Here is an 18,681-nt window from a genome sequence, read left to right on the forward strand (position 1 = left end):
TATGCAACAATCAACTCTACATTAGTAGATAAGTATAAAGGTAAAGATACTTTCACAACATTCAATGAAGGTTTCTTATTCTACTTAAGCTTAAACTTCAACAATAAGACAATTGCTGATAAGAACGTAAGAGAAGCATTATCTTATGCAATCAACAGAAAAGACTTATGCGAAAATGTCTTAAAGGATGGTTCTAAAGAAGCAACTGGTTTTGTTCCATCACAGTTATCTAAGAGCCCAGCTGGTAAAGATTTCCGTGATACTGCAGGTGATCTTGTAGGTTACGATGTTAAGAAGGCTCAGGAATACTTAGATGCAGCTAAGAAAGAATTAGGTACTGATACAATCACAGTTGATTTATTATATGGTACTGATGAATCACCAATGGATACTATGGCTGAATACTTACAGGGTTCTTTCTCTAAGTTAAAAGGCTTAAAAGTAAACATGGTTGCAACTGTAAAGAAAGACAGAATTTACAACAGACAGGCAAATGGTAACTATCAGATTGCATGTACTCGTTGGGGTCCAGACTATGCTGATCCAACTACTTACTTGAACTTATTCTTAACTGGTAACCAGAATAACTATGGTAAGTACAGCAATGCTAAAGTTGATTCATTAATGAAACAGGTTCAGGCTGAATCAGACTTAAATAAACGTTGGGACTTAATGACTCAGGTAGAAAAGACTGCACTTGATGATTTAGCTTATATTCCAGTATTCGAAAAGGGTGCTGCAGCATTAAAGGCTAAGAATGTAAAAGGAGTTGTTCATTCAGCAGTTGGTGTTCCTTATACATTCAAATACGTAACTATCAAATAAGAATAAACAGAACATAGTGAGAATAAACACATTATAGCTCTTGCTATAATGTGTTCTTCTTTTTAAATGAAAGGTGTGATATTTATATGGATAAATCCATGATTAGGTATATCTTAAAGAGATTGCTTATTTCCGCAATTACTCTATTTGTTATACTTACAGTTCTGTTCATTATGACTCGTTGTATGCCAGGTTCTCCATTCAACTCAGAAAAGTTGAGCCCAGAACAGCAGAAAGTCATTATGGCAAAATATGGTCTTGATAAGCCAGTTCTTGTACAGTATGGTACATACTTAAAGAATATGTTATCAGGCGACTTCGGTGTTTCTTATGTTTTATACAAAGATCAGAATGTTTCTGAATTAGTATTCGACGCAGCTAAGATTTCATTTGCTTATGGTATCGCTGCATGTATCTTAGGTACATTAGTAGGTATGTTACTTGGTATCGTTGCTGCATTAAACAAGAACACTATTTGGGATACAATCGCAACTATTATTTCTATCTTAGGTGTATCTATCCCATCATTCGTATTCGCATTATTACTTGTTATCTTGTTCAGTAATGATCTTCGCATCTTACCAACAATGTATGATGATATGAATCCGATCTTCTCATCTATATTGCCAGTTATCGCTTTATCTATGAGCGTTATTGCTAACGTAGCACGTTTCACTCGTACAGAAATGATTTCTGTATTAAACAGTGAATATATGACTCTTGCAATGGCTAAAGGTTTAGATCGCAAGACATTAATCTTCAAGCATGCATTACGTAATGCCTTAATTCCAGTAATCACTATCTTAGGTCCAATCCTAGTTAACTTGATGACTGGTACAATGGTAGTAGAACAGATCTGTTCTGTACCAGGTTTAGGTAAGCTATTAATTAATAGTATTCGTGCCAATGACTACAACATCATCGTTGCATGTTCATTCTTATATGCATTCATGTATATCGTTATGATGTTAGTAATCGATGTATCTTATGGTATTATCGATCCACGTATCCGTTTAGGAAAGGGGGACAACTAAGATGGATGACAAGAAATATGAATTTTTGCCAGATGATTTTGAGTTTATCGGTGATAAACAGAATATCAACATTGATGAAGTTGCTCCTGCAAGACCTGCTTGGAAAGACGTTGTTTACCGTTTTACTCAGAACAAAGGTGCAATCTTTGGTTTAGCTTGTATTATTATCATTGCTTTACTTGCTATCTTTGTACCAATGATTTCTCATTGGAAATATGATGCAATTGATACAAGTATTGCGAATATTCTTCCAAATGGTACTCATTTCTTTGGTACTGATAAATATGGCCGTGACTTGTTCGTAAGAACATGGCAGGGTACTCGTATTTCATTAATTATCGCATTAGTTGCAGTAGTTATTGATATCGTAGTTGGTATGACTTATGGTTTAATTTCTGGTTACTTTGGTGGTTTAATTGACTCTGTCCTTCAGAGAATTCAGGAAATCATCAACTCTATCCCAACACTAGTAGTATTAACTATTCTTTTAACAGTATTAAAGCCTTCTTTATATACTGTTATTCTTGCATTAATCTTCACTGAATGGATTCCTATGTCTCGTATCACAAGAGCACAGGTATTAAAAATCAAGGAAGATGAATTCATTCTTGCTTCTAGAACATTAGGTGCAAGCAATATCTTTATCTTATTCAAGGAAATCTTACCAAACATCTTTGGTCAGTTAATCATCATGTCTATGATGACTATCCCAAATGCAATCTTCTATGAAGCATATCTAGCATTCGTTGGTTTAGGTTTAACTGTACCTCAGGCTTCACTTGGTACTTTGATCAACTCAGGTTTCGAAGTATTCACAGTATATCCAACTCAGATGACTATCCCAGCTATTATCCTTGCAGTATTAATGTTAGGATTCAACTTATTAGGTGATGGTTTAAGAGATGCACTTGATCCTACTATGAAGGAGATGTAATTATGGCTGACAGAGAAAGAATTTTAAAAATCAGAGACTTAAATATCTCCTTTAAGATTGAAGGTAAGAAAGTGAATGCCATCCGTGGTGTTAACTTAGACCTTTATAAAGGAGAAACAATTGCGATTGTAGGTGAATCTGGTTCAGGTAAATCAGTTACTACAAAAGCTATCATGGGTATCTTAGCTAAGAATGGTAGTATTGAAAGTGGTTCAATCGACTATACTTGGCATGATCCAGATACTGATGAAAAACATACAGTAGATATTACTAAGATGACAGAAAAGGAAATCCAGAAGGAAATTCGTGGTCGAAAGATTGCGATGGTCTTCCAGGATCCAATGACTTCTCTAGACCCAACAATGACAATTGGTAAACAGATCATGGAACCAATGATGTATCATTATGGAACATCTAAAGAAGAAGCATATAAAAAGGCTGTAGAGCTTCTTGAAGAAGTAGGAATCACAAATGCAGAAAAACGTATGAAGAACTACCCTCATCAGTTATCTGGTGGTATGAGACAGCGTGTTGTTATCGCAATCGCTTTATCTTGTGATCCATATGTATTAATTTGTGACGAACCTACAACAGCCCTAGATGTAACTATCCAGGCTAAGATCCTTGAATTAATTCAGGACTTACAGAAGAAAAAAGGTATTTCAGTTATTTATATCACACATGACTTAGGTGTAGTTGCTAAGGTAGCTGACTTCGTAAACGTTATGTATGCAGGTAAGATTGTAGAAACAGGTTCTATCGAAGATATCTTCTACAGACCTTTACATCCATATACTTGGGGTCTTTTATCAGCAATGCCTGATCTAAATACTGATGATCCAGAATTATATACAATTCCTGGTTCACCACCAAACGTTACAAAAGAAATCAAAGGTGATGCATTCGCACCACGTAATAAATATGCATTAAATATCGATAAGAGAATTGAACCACCTATGTTCAAAGTAGAAGGTTCTACAACTCATAAGGTAGCCAGCTGGTTAATGCATCCAAATGCGCCAAAGGTAGAAATGCCTGAAGCATTAAGAAAGAGAATCGATAACATGATGAAAGAAGGTGTACCAAATAATGGACAAGAATAGTCAGACTCCAATTCTTGAAGTCAAGAATTTAAAACAGTATTTCTATCCAAGTAGAAAGTTTACTGTAAAAGCCGTTGATGGTATTTCATTCAAAATCATGCCAGGTGAAACATATGGTTTAGTAGGTGAATCTGGTTCAGGTAAATCTACTACTGGTCGTGCTATTATTAGATTATATGATCCAACTGATGGTCAGATCATTTTCGAAGGTGAAGATATCACTGGTAAGATGTCTAATAAAGCTCTTAAGACATTACGTACTAAGATGGCTATGATTTTCCAGGATCCAATGGCTTGTTTAAACCCTCGTAAGAAGGTTATTGATATTATTGCTCAGGGTCTTGATATTCATCATGATTATAAAGATGAAAAAGAAAGAGAAGAAAAGGTTTATAAGATTCTTGAAATGGTAGGTTTATCAAAAGAACATGCGAACCGTTTCCCACACCAGTTCTCTGGTGGTCAGAGACAGCGTATTGGTATCGCAAGAGCCTTAATTATGAACCCTGATCTAATTATTGCCGATGAAGCAATCTCAGCCCTAGACGTATCTATTCAGGCACAGGTTGTAAACCTAATGAAGAAGATGCAGAAAGAAACAGGTGCTGCTTACTTATTTATCGCTCATGACTTATCAATGGTTAAATACATCTCTGATAGAATTGGTGTATTACATTTAGGTCACTTAGTAGAAACAGGAACTGCAGATGAAATCTTTAGTAATCCTCTCCATCCATATACAAGATCATTATTATCTGCTATCCCTCATTCTAACCCAAGAGTAGAGAAGGTAAGAAAATCATTCTCTTATGATTATGAAACAAGCGGTCTTGATTATACAGCTGGTACTCAGCATCAGATTACTGAAACACACTTTGTATTAGGTACTGATGAAGATGTTGAACAGTTCAAGAAAGACGCAGCAAACTTCAAATTATAACATCAAAAGACTATGACACTTATGTGTGATAGTCTTTTTTATGCTCAAAAAATGTTGAGGTACTACACTTTTACGTTGTAAAAAGTGTAGTGGCAGCACATTTATTCGTTGTAAAAAGTGTAGTGATAACACATTTTTTTGCTGTAAAAAATGTGAAAAGGTGATATAAAGGAATAATAAGGCAGGTGTCTCTATGTATCGATACGCAATAGAAGAATTATTCAAATGGAAAGAAAAGCCAAATCGTAAGCCAATGATTATACAGGGTGCAAGACATGTAGGTAAAACATGGCTGATGAAAGAGTTTGGTAAGAAAGCTTATACTCATACTGTTTATATTAATTTTGAAGATAATGTAACTATGGAAGATTTGTTTTCGTATGATTTAGATACAAAACGTTTGATTACAGGTATGGAACTGTATAGTGGTAAAAAAATTGATCCTGACAACACACTTCTTATATTTGATGAATTACAGGAAGTACCTAGATCCTTAACTTCTTTAAAATATTTCAATGAAAATGCACCTGAATATCATATTGTATGTGCCTGTTCATTCATGGGTATTGATTTACATCAAGGGACATCGTTTCCAGTAGGTAAAGTAGATCATATGAACCTCTATCCACTTAGCTATAAGGAATTCTTATTAGCAACTAAACAAAGTGATGCTTTGAAGGACTATTATTTTGTAGGTGGTATGCCAGAAGCTGTACAACATTTTGTGAGTCATCATAGTTATGATGAAGTACGCAATATACACAAGAGAATTCTATTAGATTATGAACATGATTTTACACGTCCAAAAATAAGTAAAGTATGGAATAGTATTCCAATACAGATTTCTAATAATACATATGAAGGGAAACGTGGTAAAGGTTTTGATGTGGCTGTTTTGTGGTTAGCTGATTGTGGATTGATATACATAGTGAATCGTGTGAGACAGGTAAAAGCACCTTTGAAAATACATGAGGATTTCAATACATTTCAATTATATTTATTAGATATAGGATTATTAGGATGTATAGCAAAACTGGATGAGCACACACTAAGTAAACAATATATATGTCAGCAGCTTATGGCAACAGAATATGTGAGTATATATTGTACAGATGATACTGATTTCTTGATAGAGAAAGAAGATGGCATTATTCCTATAAGTGCGCAAAAGACACTATAAAGGAATGGATCTTCTCCTGTATTTATAAATAAAAGCATCAATCAACTCGTGATCGATGCTTACGTGATCAAATATCCAGTTTTATATGAATATCAGTGATATTTTGTTTACCATATACAATACGTAGGATTAAGATTATATTTTCTGCAGTATTCGGAAGATAGTACATGATATAATTTCCAATCAATTTCTTTCTCGAATTATCTAACTGTAAAAATTCATTGTCTACAAGAGAACCACTTTCAGGAAAAGCTCTTGCTTCGTCAATATTATCCTTTAACTTGTCTACGAAATCAGATGCTGCCTGTGGATTTGCCAGTTCAACTGCTATATACGAGACAATTCCATCTAAATCAGATTCTGCTCTTTTGGTCAGTTGATATCCAAATTTAGATGCCATACTTGCTCCTTATTTTAGATATTGCAGTGTCTCCCTCTACCGTGTTTCCAGATTTCACATCTTTCAAACCATCCAATATTGTTGTTGCTTCACCCATCTTTCTCATGGTCTTTTCATAATAATCAATGTCCATAACAACCAATCTGCCGTATCCATTCTTGGTTACGAATACAGGACCGTTTTCTTCTGCACAAAGACGTTCTACTTCAACTGTATTTTTCAAATCACGCATTGGAATAATCTTCATACAATCATCTCCTTTCTTGTGGCTATATTATAATCTATATTTAGCCACGAGGTAAGTGACTATGAATTATTACGATTAAAAAAACGACACATCAAGTGTCGTTTTAATGTTAGTTCATGCTTTTCTGTAACTTCTTAGCTACTAGTACTAATACAATCGCAAGTGCTGCAAGAATAGCTGAACCGATATAACCCATTACATAAGAACCAGTGGCATCGAAGAAGCTTGCTGAAATCTTAGGACCTACAAAAGCACCGATACCATAACCAATAAAGATTAAACCATAGTTTCTATTATAGAACTTAGAACCAAAGATGATCTTAACCATAGGCGCAAATACGACTAGTAATCCACCAAATGAGAATCCTACTAAGGCAATACATAAGATGAAGTAGGCATAAGAATGAGCCATAGTTAACATCAACATTGAGATACCATTAATAAGTAATACAAGAATAAGTGAGTTCCATCCCTTTAATTTATCATAGACAAAACCAAATGAGATACGACCAAACATATTAAATAAAGTCATAAGTGATACACAAAGTGCTGCACTCATTGCATTTAAACCAATCTGTTTCTGAGCGATTGGTGAAGTAGCAGAGACCATCATAGTTCCTGCTGCATTCGCAAAGATAAACATTACTACTAATACCCAGAAGATAGGCGTTTTAACCATTTGTGGGATGTTATAGTCTTTTGTATTTAATTCTTTAGATTGTGTAGTTGATGGTGTCCATCCTTCAGGAGTCCATCCATCAGGACAAGGTACGATCATCCAAGCAACAGCACCAACACCAATTAAGAAGATCACACCAAGAATCTTACATGCAGTCTGTGCACCATATGTAGAGATAAGCATCTGAGCCACTGGTGACATAATGAATGGTCCACATGCAGCTCCAGCCTGTACTAAACCAGAAATAGAACCACTCTTGTCAGGGAACCATTTTAAAGCGGTTGGAAGACATGCTGGATAAATCATACCAGCACCAGCACCGGCAATTACACCATAAGCTACATATAAGAATGGGATTGTATTCGCAAAACCTGTTAATACCCATCCACCTGCAAATAATGCAAGACCCATATAGATAGCCACTCTAGGCTGTAACTTTTCAGCTAAAATACCACCAATAAAGCCTACAGCACAATAAATAAACATATAAATAGTATAAGCCATTGAGAAATCAGAAGTACTCCATCCAAACTGATTACATAGTGGCAAACAGAATAAACTGAAGAAGGCAGTGGCAGAAGTGAATAAAGATTGAATCCATACTCCTGCAAACACACGCCAGCGTGTTGCTTTCGTAATATTCATGATAATCCTCCTACTGTAATGTACCTAAGTCTAAAGCGACTTCACGGCCATTAAATTTACCTGCTTCACGGCTAGTACCTAACCAATAAACCATAGAAGAAATATCTTCTACATCAAGGAATGGTACGCCATTGTACATTTCTTCAACAGATTTGAAATCTTTACCTGTTAAATCATTAATAAACTGTACATATTCCATTGTTTCACACATGGGTGTTTTAACTTTCGTAGGACATAATGCATTCACGATAATACCCTTAGAACCTACTTCTTTCGCAAGTGTCTTAGTTAATCCTAAGATCCCCCATTTACTCATACAATATGTTGCAAGCTTTGGTGTTCCATATAATCCTGAAGTAGAAGAAATATTAATAATACGACCAAATCCCTGTTTCAACATATACTGTGCTGCATACTTATCTGTACGCCAAGTACCGATAAGATTAATGTTGATGACTTTTTCTACCTGTTCATCTGTTAACTCCCAAGTGTAGGCAAAGTTAATAACGCCTGCATTCGCAATGACAACGTCAATACGTCCAAAAGTATCCCATGCACTCTTGAATAAGTTTTCCATATCATCTGTAGAAGTGATGTTTGCCTTAACAGCAAGTACTTTTGCACCTAATAATTCACAATGTGCGATTGTTTCTTTAAATGCTTCACTTGTTGGTTCCTGCATATCAGCTAATACAACATCAAATCCATTTTCTGCATATTTATATGCATGTGCACGTCCTTGACCCATGGCTCCGCCAGTGATCAAAACTACTTTTCTTTCATCCATTTTGTTTCTCTCCCTTTGTTAAAAAATTTACAAGTTGATTATAGAGTCTCAAATAGTTTGAGAGTCAATAGTCTAAATTTGCTTAAAATAAGCATAAATGATAGGGTTTTCTTTGGTATAATGGGTAAGAACTCTCAAATGGTTTTAAGGAGGACTTGAAATGTATAATACTTATACAATTGGAGAACTTGCGAAAATATTAGGTATTACACCAGAAACAATACGTTATTATGAGAGAAAAGGGATCATTGCTCCTATTCATGATGAAAAGACAAACTATCGCTACTATACAACCTGGGATCTTCATATGATTATTCGTGCACGCTGTTATTTAGGTTTTGGACTTTCAATTGATGAAACATCTAAAATCCTTCAGAAGCGCACATTAGAAGAAATAGATGACGTATTAGATAACCAGGAAAAAATCATTGAACAGAATATCATCTATAATATGAATCTTTTAAAGAAGATGCGTATCAATAGAGCTCTCATTAATAGCTTTGAAGAAAAGAACCTCACTCTAAGAACAAGCCCTGGTATTTTTCGTATAGATACACAGAAATGTTATACTCTGGATTTAAGTGAACAGGAAAAAGAAGAATTGAAGCAGTTTACACAATATGTTCCTTTTATTTTCTCTACTGCATTATTTCCAAAAGAACATATAGAAACAGAAAATAAAGATTTCTATTTTGGAATTGGGATAGAAGAACAGTTTGCATCACTATTTGATATTAAAGAAACAGAGTATGTGCATTACTATCCTCCAAGAACTTGTCTTTATATGAGTTTCTCATCACGTTCATCACAAATACTCACTTATGAAGTATTAAAACCTGCTTTTGATTATATGAAAAAAAACAACCTGGAGCTAGATGGTGACATCTTTACTCAGATTGTTTCTATGTGGAAACCAGAAGAAGAATACTTCAACTGGCATAATATATGGATCCCGATTAAATAGAAGGGTCCTTTTTTGGTTTCACTTTATTATCTATTCTATTTCCATTTTCATCTAGTTTATAGAGGTTATTGTATGTGATTTCTATATGTTTCTGATAGAGTCCGATATTAATGATTCTAGAGAATACAGCATAGATCAAAGCAGTAAGTGGTACACCGATAAGTACACCAACAACACCCCATAGATTACCAAATATAGTAATACCTAGTAAGACAAATAAACCACCTATACCTACAGATTTACCTACAATCTTAGGATATACCACATTTCCTTCAAACTGCTGTAAGCAAAGATAAATAATCGCAAAAGCTAACATACTCTTACTCTGTGCTGCAGCCACTAAGATGAGTCCTGCAAAGAAGGTAATAAAATTACCAAACATAGGTACAAAGCTAAATAAGAAAGCCATAATCGCAATTAATTCAGGGAAAGGCATTCTAAATAAACGCATCGCAATATAAACCTCTAACATAAAACATGTTGCTTCTAACATCTGTCCTGTCACAAAACTATTAAAATAATGATTGGCTTCACTCATGATATCAAAGGCTATACCTGCACGTTTATGACCTAATATATATGCAATGAGTTTTCTACCTTGTTCAAGATGTTTTTCTTTATTTGCAAGAAGATAGAGAGCCATAAAGAATGAAGTGATAGCAGTAATGAATGAACCACCAATATTTGATACAAATTCTGTTGTTTTAAAATGAGGATTACCTAAGAAATTACCTGCAGTCGCAAGAATTGTACTTAAATCAATAGAGGCAAACCATTTCTGTACTTCATCTACTGTTACTGAATAATCAATATTAAATTTTGTACATATAGAAGTAATATAGACAGCAAGTCTTTTTGCATAATTATCTAAGTTAGAGAATAAGAGTGAGAAGCTTTCTCCAATTCTAGGAATAATGAATGAGAAGAACATCACTAATATTAATAGTAAACATATAATAGTGATAGCCATCGCAATACCACGAGTTCCCTCTACTAAGAATTGAGGAAGCTTTAGGTTAGGTTTTTTCTTCGCCAATTGTTCTCTTGCTTTCACAAGTAACTTCTCTACAAGTTTCATTGGAATATTGATTACAAATGCGATTACTATCGCAATATAGAAGGGTCTTGCAAGCCCTAATGCATTAAGGAAGAAGTCCCATACTGATTCTAAATTAAAAAGAATAAAAGCTAAGACAATACCGTATGTAATATATTGAAAAATCTTATCATCTGGAAAATTGAAATTTTTGTTGTCCATAATCATCACCTAAGCCAATACTACCACAAAACAAAGAGGAAATTAAGGAATAAAAGTTTGAGGAATAGAAGAAATTTGCTATAATGACACACGTGAAAGGAGAAAAATATAAGTAACTAAATATATTGACTAATGTGATTAAATATGTTCAAACTCACTCAAAGGAGAGCGTTAAAGTGAACACATTAAATATCATAAATTTTAAACCAAAGGATTTTGCTGAACTTTTAGGTGTATCTGTTAAGATATTATAACGTTGAGATAGAGAAGGAACCTTAAAGGCAAAACGAACCCAAACTAATAGACATTATTATACTTATAATCATCATTTACTAAATCAAGTTTCATTTTTAAGATAGTTTTGTGATGCAAAAGAATTATTCGAATAACAACAGACCACAGGGTAGTGAAAATTAAATTTTATTAACGCCGATTAAAAGGCGTTCATGAAGCTGAACTTGATGCATAGATTTTCCATTTGTTCTATAATTAGATTAGTAATCAGATGAAGAATTCATGCAGGATATTGTTTCAATAATTCATGTGTTCTTCTGAAGGCTGTATGGGCTTCGTAAGTATAAAAAACTAATAGAAAGGGATGAGGAAATTGCTGAAGAGCTTCAAGACGGAAATAAATCCAACAGAGGAGCAGAAAGTCAAGATTCGTAAAACAATAGGTACTTGCAGATTTATCTATAACTTCTATCTTGCTCATAATAAGGAGCTTCATGAAAGTGGCAAAAAGTTTATGAGCAGCAGCCAGTTTAGAGTTTGGCTTAACAATGAGTATCTTCCGAATCATCCGGAATATTCCTGGATCAAGGAAGCTTATTCAAAATCGGTAACACAGGCAGTCAATAACGGACAGACCGCATTTACAAGATTCTTTAATCACAAGAGCGCCTTTCCAAAGTTTAAGAAGAAAGGCAAGTCTGATGTGAAAATGTATTTTGTAAGGAATAATCCAAAAGATTGTCGTTGTGAAAGACACAGAATCAAGATTCCGTCACTTGGCTGGGTCCGCATCAAAGAGAAAGGATATATTCCAACTACAAAAGATGGATACGTAATTAAGAGCGGTCATGTCTCAATAAAAGCTGACAGATACTATGTTTCAGTTCTTATAGAAATCCCAGATAAAAGGACAGCCAATAATTCCAGTAAAGGAATCGGCATTGACCTTGGATTAAAGGACCTTGCGATTGTTTCTAATAGAAAAACTTATAAGAACATCAACAAATCTGCCAGATTAAGGAAGCTTGAAAAAAAGCTTGCTCGAGAACAGAGAAGTCTTTCTCGAAAGTATGAAAATATAAAGAAAGGAGGGTCCACTCAAAAAAGAAATATACAGAAACAAAGGCTTAAGATACAGAAGCTTCATCATAGAATTGACAATATTCGTACTGATTACATCAATAAGACAATCGCAGAGATAGTGAAAACCAAGCCATCTTATATAACGATTGAAGATCTAAACGTATCAGGAATGATGAAGAACAAGCATCTTTCAAAGGCAGTTGCTTCGCAGAAGTTTTATGAATTTAAAACAAAGCTTCTAGCTAAATGCAAAGAGAACGGAATCGAACTTCGAATAGTAGATAGATTGTTCCCATCATCTAAGACATGTCATTGCTGTAAAAGTATCAAGAAAGATTTAAAGCTTTCAGATAGACTTTTCAGATGTGATTGTGGTTATATCGAAGACAGAGATTTCAATGCTGCACTAAATCTGAGAGATGCTACCACTTACGAAGTTGCATAAATAAAAGCAAACGTAGGTATGTACCGAAGGCTATTTCGGGAATTTACGACTATGGAGTGTACATGAACTTGTGAGTAGATATGATTTCGGTCAATCCAAAGCATACACGATGACATAGTAAGTAATGTTCGTGAGAACTTACATTATCTCGATGTGAGTATATTTAATCACATTTTGAGTGGCAGAATATAAATGAACACTATTATTATTAATAAAATCATGATGCATATGCTTGATTTTGAGCATCGTAAGATATATTTAAGTGAAGATTTCTGCGAATTAAATGATACAACTCAGGAATATTATCATAAAAAAGTAGAAAAAGCTTTATACAGTCCAGCTATTAAAGAACTTGTTGTGCCTTCACTTCATGAATTATTACTTCGTGCAGATAAGATGCTAGAAGATGATGAAGAATTCAAGAAACAGGCAAAAGAAATTAGTGAAAAGTTCTTTGCGTTAGGTTCAGTGATTGAAGAAATGCCTAATAGTAATATTTTATATGTGGATTGTTATCGTGATGGTGTACATATGATTGCCGCTTTAAAGCTTAATTATAAATATAATTCTGTATCTCTTGTAGAAGAGGAAAATGTCCGTATTACAAGAAGACAGGTTCTTCCTCAGATTGGTACAGCTGTTGATGAAGCGATTATTATAGATACAGATCATAAGAAGATATCTCTTATTGAAAAGAAGTATCTCATTGATGGCAAGATGGATACTTACCTTAATAGTCAATGGATTAAGGGAGAAGAAAAACTCACTGATCGTCAGAAGATTTCTACTATGAAGAAAGTAGTGAATAAGATTGATGATATTTATCATGTAAATGATAAAGAAGCACTTCCACTTGTAAAACAGGAAATATTAGAAAGAACACAGATGGGTGAACTTGTTAAACCAATAGAAGTAGTTCGTAAGGTCATGGAAAGAGATTATCAGGCTCAGGAAGAATCAGAAACAATGTTGAAGGATCTTGGGATTGGTGAGGATGATACAATTTCTTTAAATGCATTAGGACGTTCTGTAGAGGTTGTTAAGATTACTCTTGATGAGGATATTCAAATAACTATGCCAGTAGATGAATATGTGAATGGATCTACTTTTGAAAAGAAAGAAAACCCTGATGGAACAGTTTCTATCGTATTAAATAACATTCAGGATATCACAATCAAGTAACCGTTTACATTTTTTTGCCTATATTGTCTGAAATGAATGAATTTTGGTCATATTTATTGTATAATAAAGTTTATGAAGGGAGACATATAGGTATGTTAGATAATTTCTTGATAAAATTGTTTTTTGAAGGAAAGTGTTTAGAAGCATATAAGGTATTCGGTGCTCATCCGGATAAAAAGGGCGTTCGTTTTACAGTATATGCACCACATGCAAGAAGTGTTCAGGTTGTAGGTAATTTTAATGACTGGGATGGAACACAGCATTATATGGAGAGATATAATGATGGAGGCGTGTGGACTCTCTATATTGAAGGGCTAAAGCAGTATGACCTTTATAAATATAGAATTGAAACACCTTCTGGAGCTATTGTTGATCGTGCAGATCCATATGCCTTTTTCAGTGAAATTAGACCAGGTACAGCATCTAAGGTATATAACCTAGATGGTTATCGCTGGCATGATTCTAGATGGATGAAGTCACGTTCTAATAACTATGATCGTAACATGAATATCTATGAAGCGAATCTTGGTTCTTGGAAGATGAAAAAGGAATTTACAGATACATCTGATGGAGAATTCTATTCATATGAAGAAATGATTGATGAAATCATTCCTTATGTAAAGAAGATGGGCTATACACATATTGAAGTAATGCCTTTAAATGAGTTCCCATTTGATGGCTCTTGGGGATATCAGGCAACAGGTTATTTTAGTGCGACAAGTCGTTATGGACATCCAAAACAGTTAAAGGATTTCATTAATGCGTGTCATAAAGAAGGTATAGGGGTTATTATGGACTTCGTACCTGCTCATTTTGTTAAAGATGGACATGGTCTTTATCAGTTTGATGGAGGCTGGGTTTATGAATATGCAGATGTGAATAACCGTTATTCTGAATGGGATTCAGTATATTTTGATGTGACAAAAGATACTGTACGTTCATTCTTAAAGAGTGCTGTTCATTTCTGGGCAGAAGAATTCCATATTGATGGTATTCGTTTTGATGCTGTCAGCAACCTTATTTACTGGAAAGGTAATAAAGACTTTGGTACAAACAATGGGGCTTTAGAGTTCTTAAAGACTATGAATGAACAGATTCATGAAAGATATCCTGCATTAATGACTATTGCAGAAGACTCAACTGATTTCCCATATGTTACTAAACCAGTTAAGGATGGCGGTTTAGGATTTGATTATAAGTGGGATATGGGCTGGATGAATGATACATTGAAGTATTTCAAAGAAGATCCAGTTTATCGTCAATATGATCATAATTTATTAACTTTCTCAATGATGTATTTCTATTCAGAAAGATTTATTTTGCCATTCTCACATGATGAAGTGGTTCATGGTAAAGCAACTATTTTAAATAAGATGTGGGGACTTGATGGAGACAAGTTCGCGCAGGCAAAAGCTTTATATACATATATGATGACTCATCCTGGTAAGAAGCTTAATTTCATGGGTAATGAATTAGGTGAATATAAGGAATGGGATGAAAGAAAAGCATTGGCTTGGAATATCTTAGAATATCCACAGCATGATTCTTTCCATCATTTTATGCAGGATTTAAATAAGATGGTTGAAGAACATCCAGCTCTTTATAGTATGGATTATGATCCAGATGGATTTAAATGGCTGGTTGTAGATGATCATAATCAGAGTGTATTCTCATATGCTCGATTTGATAAGAAAGGCAACTGTTTAGTTATAGTAGCTAACTTTATTGGTAATAGTCATGATAATTATGCTGTACCAGTACCGTTTGCTGGAAGCTATAAAGAAATCTTGAATACAGATAAAGATAGTTATAACGGTTCAAATTACACAAATACACGTGCTTTAAGATCAAAGAAAGGTACTTGTCTCAATGAAGCACAGAGTATTCATGTAAAATTAGCGCCATTTAGCGCGGTGGTATTTGAATATCATAAGCCAGCTAAAAAAGTGTCTTCTCCAAAGAAGACAAAGAAAAGTGTTGTAAAGGAAGGAAAGTAGTAAATGTTTAATACAAAAGAAGAATTTAAATATGAATTTTCTAAGCGAATCATTGAATCATATGGTCGTACAGTAGAAGAAGCACATTTAACAGAAAAGTTCATGGTTCTTGAAACTATGGTTCGTGACTATGCATCTGTTAACTGGGCTATGACAAAGATGGCAGTTCAGGCTAAGCAGCAGAAACAGGTTCACTATTTCTCAATGGAATTCTTAGTTGGTCGTCTATTAGTCAACAATATGATGAACTTAGGTATCTATGAAACTGCAAAGGAAGGTCTCGCAGATTATGGTATTAATATCCATGATCTAGAAGAATTAGAATCAGATGCTGGTTTAGGTAATGGTGGTTTAGGTCGTCTTGCTGCCTGCTTCATGGATTCTTTAGCTTCTTTATCTTATCCAGCTTTCGGTAATACTATTCGTTATGATTATGGTTTCTTCAAACAGAAGATTGAAAATGGATACCAGGTAGAAGTACCAGACCAGTGGTTACGTTTAGGTAATATGTGGGAAGTAAGAAAACCTAAGCATGCAACAGAAGTTAAATTCTGGGGTAAAGTAATCTGGGATGATGCAACTGGTGGATGGAAGCATGTAGATTATGAAGCAGTACGTGCTGTACCTTATGATATGCCAATTGTTGGTAATGATACTAAGGTGACTAATACATTAAGATTATGGAAAGCTGAACCTAGTGAAAATATTCCTACAAATAAAGATTTCCGTCAGTATGCTCAGGAAGTCAATGATATTTGTCAGACATTATATCCTGATGATTCTACACATGCTGGTAGAGTATTACGTTTAAAACAGCAGTATTTCTTTGTATGTGCTGGTTTAAATTCTATTATTCGTGCACATTTAAGAGTATATCCTGATTTAACTAACTTCCATGAAAAGAATGTTATTCAGTTAAATGATACACATCCAGTATTAGTTATTCCTGAATTAATGCGTGTATTTATTGATGATTATGGAATGGAATGGGATGATGCATGGAATATTGTATGTAAGACTTGCGCATATACAAACCATACAATCCTTGCTGAAGCATTAGAAAAATGGCCTGTTGATATGATGAGAGACTTATTACCAAGAGTTTATCAGATCATCGAAGAAATCAATAGACGTTTCATTGGTTTCGTAAAACAGCAGACTGAAAATGATAACGAACTATTACAGAGAGTTATGATTATTAAAGATGGTCAGGTACATATGGCTAGACTTGCGATTGCTGGTTCATTTAGTGTCAATGGTGTAGCACAGCTTCATTCTGATATCTTAAAAGAAAGAGAAATGAAGGATTTCGATACTTTATATCCTAACAAGTTCAACAATAAAACGAATGGTGTCACTCATAGAAGATGGCTTGCATATTGTAACCCACAGTTAACTTCATTAATTAATGAATCAATTGGTGATAGCTGGATGCATAGACCAGATGATTTAGAAAAGTTAGCTCCTTATGTAACTGATTCAATTACTCAGAGTAAGTTCTATAATGTAAAACAGCAGAGAAAACAGATTCTTGCAGATTACATTAAGGAACATAATGGTATTGATGTAGATGTGAACTCTATCTTTGATATTCAGGTTAAGAGATTACATGCATACAAGAGACAGTTATTAAATGTCATGCATATTATCTATTTATATCAGAGAATGAAAGAAGATAGCAGCTTCAGAATTTATCCACATACTTATATCTTTGGTGCAAAAGCAGCTCCTTCTTACTATTTAGCTAAGAAGATCATTAAGTTAATCAACAGCGTAGCTGAAAAGGTAAACAATGACCCAGAAACTAATAAATACTTAAAGGTTGTATTTATTGAAAACTATGGTGTTACTATTGCTGAAAAGATTATTCCTGCTGCAGATGTATCTGAACAGATTTCTACTGCTGGTAAGGAAGCAAGTGGTACTTCTAACATGAAGTTCATGATGAATGGTGCATTAACACTTGGTACATTAGATGGTGCCAATGTAGAAATTGCGGAATTAGTTGGTGATGATAACGTAGTTATCTTTGGCATGAAGGATAATGAAGTCAATGACTTAAAGGCAAGTGGTTCTTATAGCTCTTGGAATGAATACAACAATAATCCAAATATCAAGAAGGTTATTGATTCATTAGTAGATGGTACTTGGAACTCTTCAAGAGAAGAATTCAAGATTATCTTTGATGAATTAATGGCTAGAAATGATGAATACTTCTTATTAAAGGACTTTGAAAGCTATAGACTTGCACAGGAAAAGATCAATAACTTATATCAGGACCGTGCTAACTGGTCTAAGATCTGCTTAGCTAATATCGCAAAGAGTGGTCATTTCTCAAGTGATAGAACTATTGAAGACTATGTAAAGGATATCTGGCATTTAAATAGGGTAAAAATCTAATGAAAGATACATTCGTACTAGATGTAGATGGCGAAGAAGTAACTTGTGAAGTCATCTTGGGATTCACAGATGACGCAACAGGTAAAGAATATATCATCTATACAGATAACAGTTCAGATGAAGATGATCAGTTGAATATCTATGCTTCACAGGTAGATCCTAAAGATGCAGATAATATTCTTCCTATTGAAACAGAAGAAGAATATGCATTTGTACAGGAAGTATTAGATTCAATGATGTCTGAAGAAGAATAAAGACTCAAAGGCTTAACGATTATGTTAAGTCTTTTTTTGTATGCCGGGCATGGCATATATCTAGGTGGTGAAAGTCCACTGTGGGGGCGA

Annotated in this window: 17 protein-coding genes; 12 read left to right on the forward strand and 5 right to left on the reverse strand. The window is 34.3% G+C overall.

What is annotated here, in order from left to right:
* From DW269_RS10015 to DW269_RS10040, 6 genes are all read left to right on the forward strand, one after another.
* On the forward strand, nt 1-825 hold an 825-nt coding region (locus DW269_RS10015; RefSeq protein ID WP_233503287.1), incomplete at its 5' end, for an ABC transporter substrate-binding protein.
* A gap of 86 nt (nt 826-911) precedes the next feature.
* A complete protein-coding gene (locus tag DW269_RS10020) occupies nt 912-1,859 on the forward strand; it encodes an ABC transporter permease (RefSeq protein ID WP_006504301.1) in 948 nt (315 codons plus the stop codon).
* A gap of 1 nt (nt 1,860) precedes the next feature.
* Nucleotides 1,861-2,793, forward strand: a complete 933-nt coding sequence (locus tag DW269_RS10025; protein WP_022426021.1) for an ABC transporter permease — start codon at nt 1,861-1,863, stop codon at nt 2,791-2,793.
* A gap of 2 nt (nt 2,794-2,795) precedes the next feature.
* Entirely contained in the window at nt 2,796-3,896 is a 1,101-nt protein-coding gene (locus DW269_RS10030; protein WP_022426022.1) for an ABC transporter ATP-binding protein, read from the forward strand.
* Entirely contained in the window at nt 3,883-4,836 is a 954-nt protein-coding gene (locus DW269_RS10035; RefSeq protein ID WP_117459623.1) for an ABC transporter ATP-binding protein, read from the forward strand. The genes DW269_RS10030 and DW269_RS10035 overlap by 14 nt, the downstream gene beginning before the upstream one ends.
* Before the next feature lie 193 nt (nt 4,837-5,029).
* Nucleotides 5,030-6,016: an ATP-binding protein gene (locus tag DW269_RS10040; RefSeq protein WP_117459624.1), complete on the forward strand. Its 987-nt coding sequence runs from the start codon at nt 5,030-5,032 to the stop codon at nt 6,014-6,016.
* A gap of 67 nt (nt 6,017-6,083) precedes the next feature.
* On the opposite strand, the gene DW269_RS10045 is transcribed toward DW269_RS10040, so the two are convergent.
* From DW269_RS10045 to DW269_RS10060, 4 genes are all read right to left on the reverse strand, one after another.
* The gene (locus DW269_RS10045) at nt 6,084-6,416 is read right to left on the reverse strand and encodes a type II toxin-antitoxin system RelE/ParE family toxin (RefSeq protein WP_117459625.1); all 333 of its coding nucleotides are present in this window, start codon (nt 6,414-6,416) and stop codon (nt 6,084-6,086) included.
* Nucleotides 6,406-6,663, reverse strand: a complete 258-nt coding sequence (locus tag DW269_RS10050; protein WP_117459626.1) for a type II toxin-antitoxin system Phd/YefM family antitoxin — start codon at nt 6,661-6,663, stop codon at nt 6,406-6,408. Before DW269_RS10050 ends, DW269_RS10045 begins: the two co-directional genes overlap by 11 nt.
* Before the next feature lie 109 nt (nt 6,664-6,772).
* Nucleotides 6,773-7,987, reverse strand: coding sequence for an OFA family MFS transporter (locus DW269_RS10055; protein WP_117459627.1), 1,215 nt, complete (start codon nt 7,985-7,987; stop codon nt 6,773-6,775).
* Between the two features lie 10 nt (nt 7,988-7,997).
* On the reverse strand, nt 7,998-8,774 hold the full coding sequence (locus DW269_RS10060) for an SDR family NAD(P)-dependent oxidoreductase (protein ID WP_117459628.1): 777 nt from the start codon (nt 8,772-8,774) through the stop codon (nt 7,998-8,000).
* Nucleotides 8,775-8,934: 160 nt separating this feature from the next.
* Here DW269_RS10060 and DW269_RS10065 point away from each other — a divergent pair, with 160 nt between their 5' ends.
* A complete protein-coding gene (locus DW269_RS10065) occupies nt 8,935-9,738 on the forward strand; it encodes a MerR family transcriptional regulator (protein ID WP_117459629.1) in 804 nt (267 codons plus the stop codon).
* On the opposite strand, the gene DW269_RS10070 is transcribed toward DW269_RS10065, so the two are convergent.
* Nucleotides 9,731-10,996 (reverse strand): AI-2E family transporter, encoded by a 1,266-nt coding sequence (locus DW269_RS10070; RefSeq protein WP_158546354.1) that lies wholly within the window; start codon nt 10,994-10,996, stop codon nt 9,731-9,733. The two genes, DW269_RS10065 and DW269_RS10070, sit on opposite strands and share 8 nt — an antisense overlap.
* 598 nt (nt 10,997-11,594) lie before the next feature.
* Here DW269_RS10070 and DW269_RS10085 point away from each other — a divergent pair.
* From DW269_RS10085 to DW269_RS10105, 5 genes are all read left to right on the forward strand, one after another.
* Nucleotides 11,595-12,758 (forward strand): RNA-guided endonuclease TnpB family protein, encoded by a 1,164-nt coding sequence (locus DW269_RS10085; RefSeq protein WP_117459631.1) that lies wholly within the window; start codon nt 11,595-11,597, stop codon nt 12,756-12,758.
* Between the two features lie 192 nt (nt 12,759-12,950).
* Complete coding sequence (locus DW269_RS10090; RefSeq protein WP_117459632.1) at nt 12,951-13,940, forward strand: nucleoid-associated protein; 990 nt, start codon at nt 12,951-12,953, stop codon at nt 13,938-13,940.
* Between the two features lie 92 nt (nt 13,941-14,032).
* Nucleotides 14,033-15,937 carry a 1,4-alpha-glucan branching protein GlgB gene (glgB, locus tag DW269_RS10095; protein WP_117459633.1) on the forward strand — a complete coding sequence of 635 codons (1,905 nt, stop codon included), beginning with the start codon at nt 14,033-14,035 and terminating at the stop codon, nt 15,935-15,937.
* 3 nt (nt 15,938-15,940) lie between these two features.
* Nucleotides 15,941-18,337, forward strand: coding sequence for a glycogen/starch/alpha-glucan phosphorylase (locus DW269_RS10100; RefSeq protein ID WP_117459634.1), 2,397 nt, complete (start codon nt 15,941-15,943; stop codon nt 18,335-18,337).
* The gene (locus DW269_RS10105) at nt 18,337-18,591 is read left to right on the forward strand and encodes a DUF1292 domain-containing protein (RefSeq protein ID WP_117459635.1); all 255 of its coding nucleotides are present in this window, start codon (nt 18,337-18,339) and stop codon (nt 18,589-18,591) included. Before DW269_RS10100 ends, DW269_RS10105 begins: the two co-directional genes overlap by 1 nt.
* Nucleotides 18,592-18,681: the final 90 nt, after the last annotated feature.

The organism is Catenibacterium sp. AM22-6LB (assembly GCF_003435615.1).
GTDB lineage: Bacteria > Bacillota_I > Bacilli_A > Erysipelotrichales > Coprobacillaceae > Catenibacterium > Catenibacterium mitsuoka_A.